The organism is Deinococcota bacterium, assembly GCA_030858465.1.
Lineage (GTDB): Bacteria > Deinococcota > Deinococci > Deinococcales > Trueperaceae > JALZLY01.
Genome location: JALZLY010000134.1, coordinates 1 through 7079, shown reverse-complemented (window position 1 = coordinate 7079; position 7079 = coordinate 1). Strand labels below are relative to the sequence as shown.

Sequence of the window (7079 nt, the reverse complement as noted above, 5' to 3'; positions counted from 1 at the left end):
CGCGTTCGCTGGCGGCGTGCACTTCATCCCCTTGGACGCGCTGAGTGACCCCGGTCTGATACCCTCGAGCCTCATCGGTCATCTCGGCCTCGCTCAACAAGCAACAAGCGAACCCCTTGAGCAACTTATCGACTTTATCGGCGAGCGCAGGATGTTGCTCGTTCTCGATAACTTCGAGCATTTAGGTGAGGGGTCGAGCTTTCTACCACCACTCCTCAGCAGGTGTCCAAACCTCAAACTGCTGGTGACCTCGAGGGAGACGTTGAGGCTCGAGGAGGAGTACATCTTCGCCGTTGAGGGCTTACCCTATCCTAAGACTCCCTCTGAGGATGCCATCCTCCGTGACGCCGTTCAACTCTTTAAAGAGCGCGCCGAGAGGGCGCAACCTCACTTTGACTTGGGGCGGGAGCTACCCGATGTCATCGCTATCTGCCAATTGGTTGAAGGCTTGCCTTTGGGGATTGAACTCTCCGCCGCTTGGGTGAGGCTGATGTCTTGCGCTGACATCGCCGGGGAGATTCGGAAGAGTCTCGAGTTCTTAAGCAGCACCACCAAAAACATCCCGGAGCGACACCGCAGCCTCAAGGCGGCGTTTGAGTCCTCATGGAAACGCCTCAGCCAAAAGGAGCAGGACGTCCTCAAAAGGCTCTCGGTCTTTCGGGGAGGGTTTAGACGGGAAGCGGCTTCGGAAGTAGCCGGTGCGACCATCCCTATGCTGGCTTCGCTTGTGGACAAGTCTCTCCTCAGGGTCTTGCCGAACGGACGCTACGACAGACATTCTCTCTTGTATCAGTTCACCCAGGAAAAACTGGCTGAACGTCCTGACGAGCAAACTCAGATAGAAACCAAACACACCGATTTTTACCTGGGGTTTGCCGAAGAAGCGGAACCGCGGTTGCAGGGCAAAGAGCAGGTGAGATGGTTTGGGCGCTTGAGCGAAGAGATGGATAACTTTCGTGAAGCGTTTCGGAACCTCGAAGCAAAAGGGGCCACAGAAACCGCCCTACGGCTTGCTACCGCCCTCGGCTATTTCTGGGGTACGCAAGGTTACTATACCGAGGGCTACGAATACTTAACGATGTTCTTGCCAAAGACAAGCAGTCATAGCGTTACCGAGGCCAAAGCCTTGTTTTTGGCCGGTGATTTGGCCTGGGTGCAAAGTGACCATGAAACCGCTCAGACACTCCTCGAGCAGAGCCTGGCTATCGCCAAAGATCTGGGTGAAAAGTCTTTATGGGCAAAATCCCTTAGGGCTTTAGGACTCATCGCACAAGTCAATCGAGGCGACCCTGAGGGTGCGCGCTCGTGTTACGAGTCGGCGCTCGAGCTTGCCAAGGAGAGTAAGGATAAAGCTGCCGCCGCCGCTATCTTGCGTTCACTAGGCACGCTTAACAATGAAGGGGCGAACTACCAGCGAGCCCGGCTTTACTACGAAGAGTCAGCGGCTCTTAGCGATGCGTTGGGTGATGATCACAGCCGTGCCAAAGCGCTTGTCAGCTTGGCAACCGTGCTGAGCTATCTGGGAGAGTTCGCTGAGGCTCATTCCTTGAATGAACAGTGCCTCGAGCTTTTCCGTGCCGTTGGGGATACGCATGGCGAGGGGATCAGCCTGTTGAATCTGGGCGTAGACGCCGCTCAGCGTGGCGACATACCGCAAGAGATCGAACGCTACCAGGGTAGCTTGGAGCTGTTTAGAAGGCTCGGAGACAAGAGAATGGTCAGCCACTTGCTCAACAACTTAGCGGGCAGCCTCCAAAAACGCGGCGATGCTAGTGAAGCACGCGAGCTTTTGGAAGAAAGCCTCACCATTCAAGGCGCGGTCGGCGATGTATCGCTCGCGTCTCATGCGCTCAATCTCCTCGGCAGCGTGTTCGTCGACCAAGGAAAGCCGGAAGAAGCCTACGGCTGTTATCAGGAATGCCTGCGCCTGTGCCGCAAAACGGGCGATAACTGGATGATGATGCGCGTGCTCGAGGCCTTGGCAAGGTGGCATCTCGACCGGCGCGACTACCAAACGGCGCAGCCCCTGCTCACGGAAGCCGTGGAACTTGCTCACACCAGTGGCGATCAAAAGACGCTTGTCAAAGCGCTCGAGACGCAAGCCAAGCTCGAGGCCGGCGCGGGTGAAGGGGCTCGAGCCGTACAACTTTTGGCATGCGCAGAAATGATGCGGCAAAGGCTTGGCTTTGCGCGGATGCCCCGTTATCAGGGTGATTATGAAGACCTGCTGGCACGGCTGCGCGAGAGCCTAAGGGAAAAGCCGTTCAAGAACGCCTGGTTGCGCGGGCAGACGGTGGCGCTCGAAGAGGCCCTGCGGATGTGCCGTGACCTTGCTGACAGGCCGAGTTCCAAAAAGGCATCGAAAGCCTCGAGCGTCCGGAGCTAGACCTCGCTCGAGGGGTCTCGGAACCGGTCGCCGGTGAGAGGTGTTCCTGCCCATGAGTCACGCGCCGTAGGGGTGAAGGGTAAAGGGAAATGGGTAAGAGTCTTTCCTTCTCACTCGTCACCTTAATTTCAGCCACAATCTCGAGCACGATTTGGAGCACAATGGGCTGACGGGTGTGCCCCCAAGGCGGCACTGCCTGTCGGCAGAACGGAAGGGAGCAAAGGTGCAACAAGCGTCGCGTCGTCCAGGCGGCCCCACCGAGGAGGCGAGGGACCCGGAAGCAAGCCAGATCGGGACCGCCGGGGCCGCGGCCGGAGAGGCCGGTGAGGCCCCCGTGGGCAAGATGAAGATCGACCTCCACTGCCACAGCGAGGCCTCCTTCGACTGCATCACGCCCCTCACGGACATCCCCCGGAGATGCTTGGAGCGCGGCGTCGCGGTCCAGGCCATCACCGACCACAACGAGATATGGGGCGCGCAGGAGCTCGCCCGCAGGGCCTTAGCGGACGCGGGCGGGGCGCTGACCATCATCGTGGGCGAGGAGATCACCACCGCCGAGGGCGAGCTCATCGGACTCTTCTTGGATGAAAAGATCGAGCCGGGCTTGAGCCCCGAGGAGACGGTCCGACGCATCAAGGCCCAGGGCGGGCTGGTCTATCTCCCCCACGGCTTCGACCCCATGAAGCGCTCGCGGCTGCGTCCCCGGGCGCTCGAGCGCATCGCCCACGATGTCGATGTCGTCGAGACCTTCAACGCGCGCATCTCGCAACCCCGCTGGAACCGCGCCGCCGTGCGCTGGGCGCAGGCGCGCGGCCTGCCCATCAGCGCCGGCTCGGACGCGCACACCCGCCAGGACATCGGCAGCGCCTGGGTCGAGGTGCCCACCCGGGCCGTGCGCGGCCCCGACGACCTGCTCGCCGCCTTGGCGGGCGGCACGCCCGTGGGCGAGTGGACCCATCCGGCCCTCGCCGTCGTCTACAAGTTCTGGCGCGACACCCGCCGCAGGTTGAAGGGCTCCTGGCGCAAGGGCGAAGGCTGAAGCGCGACCAAGGAGCCTGTAGTTAAGGGGCCCGCCACTCTCCGGGTGCGACCGCCCGGTACAAGGCCGTCACGAGCAGCAGCAACAGCAGGCCGCCCGTCCAGCCGCCGACGACGTCGGAAAACCAGTGCACGCCGAGGTAGACCCGGCTGAGGCCGATCAGGACCGTGAGGGCGACCAGCAGGAGCGTCGTCAGCAAGCGCCGGAAGCCGGAAAGCCGCCGCCAGGCCAGCAGCGCCAAAAAGCCATAGACCACGGTAGGCACCAGCGCGTGACCCGAGGGAAAGCTGAGCCCGACGGGCGCGAAGAGCACATCGACCAGGCCCTCGTCCGGGCGGGGGCGACCGACGAGCGCCTTGATCAGCCCGTTCAGCGACAAGGTGAGCGGTGGGATGGCCGCGCTCAGGGCTGCGGCCCAGGGCAGGCCCAGGCGGAAAAAGACCAGCGCCGCCGCCAGCCCGAACGCGATGAGGGGCAGGGTGTTGCCGAGCACGGTGAGGCTCTGGGCCGCCCCGTCCAGCACCTCGCTCCGGAACCCCTGCAGCCAGCGGCTAAGGCGCAGGTCGAGCTCCGTCAGACCGGGAGCGTGCACCGCCAGCGAGAGAGCCAGAAAGACGGCGACCAGCAAGACCAGCGGCCGTGACGGCCTCGGCGTTCTCTTCGTAATCCTGCTCTTCACGGCTGTTCTCTTCACGGCTGTTCTCTTCACAAGCGTTCGACCAGGACCTTGAGGGCGCCGGCATGGACCGTGAGGGTGACGGGCGTCGTCCCGACCACCTGGTCGTCGCAGTGCACGTTCATCGGGCGCCGCGACTCGAGCCGCAGCTCCTTGGCTTGAAACCTGCTCACCTTGGGCAGGCTGGCGTGAAGTTGCGCCCGGACCGCCCGGTAGTAGGGAAGCAACTCCCGCAGCTTCAAGTTGCCGATCACCACCACGTCCAGCTTGCCGTCGGTCAGCTTGGCGCCGGGCGCGATCGGCACCGCCTGGGCGGTGCGGTAGCTGTTGGCGACGGTGCACATCACCGCCCGCTCGACATGGGGCTCGCCGTCTATGATCAGGCGGAGGCCGTGCGCCCTCAGCGACAAGACGACGCGCAAGAGAGCGTAGAGCCCGCGGAAGAAGTTCTTGTTGGTGCCCTGCCCGTAGAGCGCCAGCGCGTCGGCGAAGAGGCCGGTGCCCGCGGCCTCGCTAAAGTAGTGGCCGCCGGCCTCGCCCAGATCAACCTCTAAGACCACGCCCTCCTTCAACACCCGCAGGGCCGAGGGCAGGTCCTGGGGGATGTGCAGGGCGGCCGCGAAGTTGTTGGCCGTGCCCAGCGGCAAAATGCCCAGCACGGTGTCACCGTGGGCGAGCTCCTGAACGGCCAGGCTCACCGTGCCGTCGCCACCGGCCACGGCGAGGCGCGGCGCCCCCTCGGCGACCAGCTTGCGGACGGTCTCACGCAGTTCCTGGGCGGACCCGGTGGGGATAAGCTCGGCCTCGAGCCCCACCAGCCGCGCCATCTGCTGTAACTCCTCGAGGCTGTTGGCGTGCTTGAAGGCGCCCGCCCGGTCGTTGAGCAAGATGGGCAACGCGGCCGCTGCGCCGGCAGCGGTTCGTTGCGCGGGGTCCGTCCTTTTCACAGGGCCTCCTTCTGGGGTAAGGCTCAGAGCTCGACCTGCACGCTCAGCTCGATCGCCGTGGTTGTCGGCGCGCATGACGAAGAGCAGGCACTTCACCGAGATCACCAGGGCAGCGCCCAGAAGATACCTGCCCCGCGCTTCGGGCCGCGCCGAGATCGCCTTTGACGGCGGTGTCGTCGGCGGTGTCGTCGGCAGGGGCTTCAAGCTTGTTCTCCAGGCATGACAGCAGAGTCTACTCCCCGGCGCCCCGTGGATTGCAGGCTGCGCTAACGTGGGGCGTCGCGTCACCCAAGGCTACTCCTCTTGCCGACTCGGCGAAGAGGGTAGCGACAAACGAGATGGCCGCGCTACCATAGCTCCAGCACCCCTAGCCACTAAGCCCCGGAAAGCCGAGCGTCACGAGCCCAGCTATTGCCTGAGACAGCGCGTTTGTTGCTGGCGCGCCCACGGTACAACCCAGCCAGTACAACCCAGCACGAGTGGCTTACGGCCCGGCCCCTTGGATATCGACGCAGGGAATCACTTCAAACACGCCCAAAGTATACCGCCCCCTCACATCACAGCCCCCGCATCGTAAAGAGTCTCGCCAACGCGCGTTTAAAGGGGCTGTGGAGCAAGGCGCCGACGCCCGCATCGCGAAGGGCGGCAAGACGCGCTTTGCGGCCCATCAGCATGTTGAGCTCGGCGCGCCTTATGGCGGCTCGAGCGGCTCTCATGCGCCGCCGGTTGTAGGCCTCGAGCAGGGGCGCGTGCGGCTGCCCCTCCTTGACGATGCGCGCGAGCGCTCGAGCGAGCGCCCAGGCGTCGAACCAGCCCAAGTTCATGCCCTGCCCGCCGATGGGGCTGACGACGTGGGCGGCGTCGCCGGCCAGGATGACCCGGTTGCGCACGAAGCTCTCGGCGAGGTAACGCTGCACGCCAAAGGCGCTCAGCATGGTACTGGTCTCCGGCGCCAAGCGGTGGCCGACTCTGGCCTCGACCAGCTTGCAGAGGTCACTTACGGTGGCGTCCTTGCAGTAACTATCGGTTTTGACCACCCAGCGGCGGACGCCTCCGGGCAGCGGAAAGGACTCGACCAGCCCCTCAGCCGCCAGGTAGATGGCGGCGTCCGCGCCCAGGCCGCTGCTGTCGCAAAAGTCACCCATGAGGTAGCTGTCGCCGTAAGGGCCGCCCCTAAAGCCGAGGCCCGCCAGCGTCCGAACCGTGCTCTCCTTGCCGTCACAAGCCACCACAAAGCGCGCCGCCACCCTCTTGTCCTGGCCTTCATGGCGGTAGCCGACGGTGACGCCGTCATCAAAGGCGTGAACGGTCCTGACCTCCGCGCCCCGCTCGAGCGCTCCCGGACAGTGCGAGAGGAGGTGCGCGTCCAACATGGCTTCGGTCTCGTGTTGCGGCAGCATCAGCACGAAGGGATAAGGACCCGGCAGGCAGGCGAAGTCGAGCACGCCGAGCGGCCGCGCGCCCGCGAAGGCCAAGCCGCGCCGGACCTTGACGCCCCCTTCCAGGAGCCCCCCCACGGCGCCTAGAGCTTCAAAGTACTCGAGCGACGGCGGATGAATGCCGATCGACCTCGAGTGCGCGCGCGGCGCCAAGTCCCTCTCGAGGACGCACAAGCGCAAACCCAACTGCGCCAGGCGGCAACCGAGAAAGAGCCCTACCGGTCCGCCGCCGACGATGACGGCGTCATAAACGTCTGGCATAGAAGCGTTCGCCACGCCCTAGCCCTTCTCGTAAATGAGCAACTGCCGGTAAGGAAGCATCCTCTTGACCCTCCAGCCCTCCGGCGCGAGGCGGGCGAGTTCGTTATGGGTATAGCTGCGCCGGATTGACGCCAAGCCGTCGGCGGTGATAAAGGAGTTGCGAAAAAAGGGCCCGGTCAGCGCGGCAAAGCCGAGATAGGCCAGGTCGCCGCGCTCGATGTCGTTATGGATGACCAGCTTCCGGCTGAGCTGCCTCGTCTCGTGGCACATCGCCTCCACCCCCTCATGGGGCAGATGGTGAAGAAGGTGGTTGGACACGACAAAGTCAAAC

Annotated in this window: 8 protein-coding genes; 3 read left to right on the top strand and 5 right to left on the bottom strand. The window is 63.9% G+C overall.

Going from position 1 to position 7079, the window contains the following annotated elements; translation table 11 throughout:
* Positions 1–181, bottom strand: a 181-nt coding sequence (locus M3498_06410) for a hypothetical protein (protein MDQ3458917.1), incomplete at its 3' end; no start/stop codon positions are given.
* 81 nt (positions 182–262) lie between these two features.
* On the opposite strand from M3498_06410, the gene M3498_06405 reads away from it, so the two are divergent.
* Together M3498_06405 and M3498_06400 are read left to right on the top strand one after the other, a co-directional pair.
* Positions 263–2386 (top strand): tetratricopeptide repeat protein, encoded by a 2124-nt coding sequence (locus tag M3498_06405; protein MDQ3458916.1) that lies wholly within the window; start codon positions 263–265, stop codon positions 2384–2386.
* A gap of 343 nt (positions 2387–2729) precedes the next feature.
* Positions 2730–3425, top strand: coding sequence for a PHP domain-containing protein (locus tag M3498_06400; GenBank protein MDQ3458915.1), 696 nt, complete (start codon positions 2730–2732; stop codon positions 3423–3425).
* Between the two features lie 22 nt (positions 3426–3447).
* Here M3498_06400 and M3498_06395 read toward each other — a convergent pair whose 3' ends face one another.
* Complete coding sequence (locus tag M3498_06395) at positions 3448–4104, bottom strand: phosphatase PAP2 family protein (protein ID MDQ3458914.1); 657 nt, start codon at positions 4102–4104, stop codon at positions 3448–3450.
* A 26-nt stretch (positions 4105–4130) separates the two neighbouring features.
* Positions 4131–5048, bottom strand: coding sequence for a hypothetical protein (locus tag M3498_06390; protein ID MDQ3458913.1), 918 nt, complete (start codon positions 5046–5048; stop codon positions 4131–4133).
* A gap of 73 nt (positions 5049–5121) precedes the next feature.
* Between M3498_06390 and M3498_06385 the strand changes: the two genes are divergently transcribed.
* Positions 5122–5271, top strand: coding sequence for a hypothetical protein (locus M3498_06385; GenBank protein MDQ3458912.1), 150 nt, complete (start codon positions 5122–5124; stop codon positions 5269–5271).
* 334 nt (positions 5272–5605) lie between these two features.
* Here the strand turns inward: M3498_06385 and M3498_06380 are convergent, their stop codons facing one another.
* Together M3498_06380 and M3498_06375 are read right to left on the bottom strand one after the other, a co-directional pair.
* Complete coding sequence (locus M3498_06380; GenBank protein MDQ3458911.1) at positions 5606–6748, bottom strand: FAD-dependent monooxygenase; 1143 nt, start codon at positions 6746–6748, stop codon at positions 5606–5608.
* An 18-nt stretch (positions 6749–6766) separates the two neighbouring features.
* Positions 6767–7079, bottom strand: a 313-nt coding sequence (locus tag M3498_06375) for a methyltransferase (protein MDQ3458910.1), incomplete at its 5' end; no start/stop codon positions are given.

Bases quoted from the DNA above. Each gene is read 5' to 3' on its own strand.
- M3498_06400 (MDQ3458915.1), top strand. From the start codon at position 2,730: ATGAAGATCGACCTCCACTGCCACAGCGAGGCCTCCTTCGACTGCATC.
- M3498_06385 (MDQ3458912.1), top strand. From the start codon at position 5,122: ATGACGAAGAGCAGGCACTTCACCGAGATCACCAGGGCAGCGCCCAGA.
- M3498_06380 (MDQ3458911.1), bottom strand. From the start codon at position 6,748: ATGCCAGACGTTTATGACGCCGTCATCGTCGGCGGCGGACCGGTAGGG.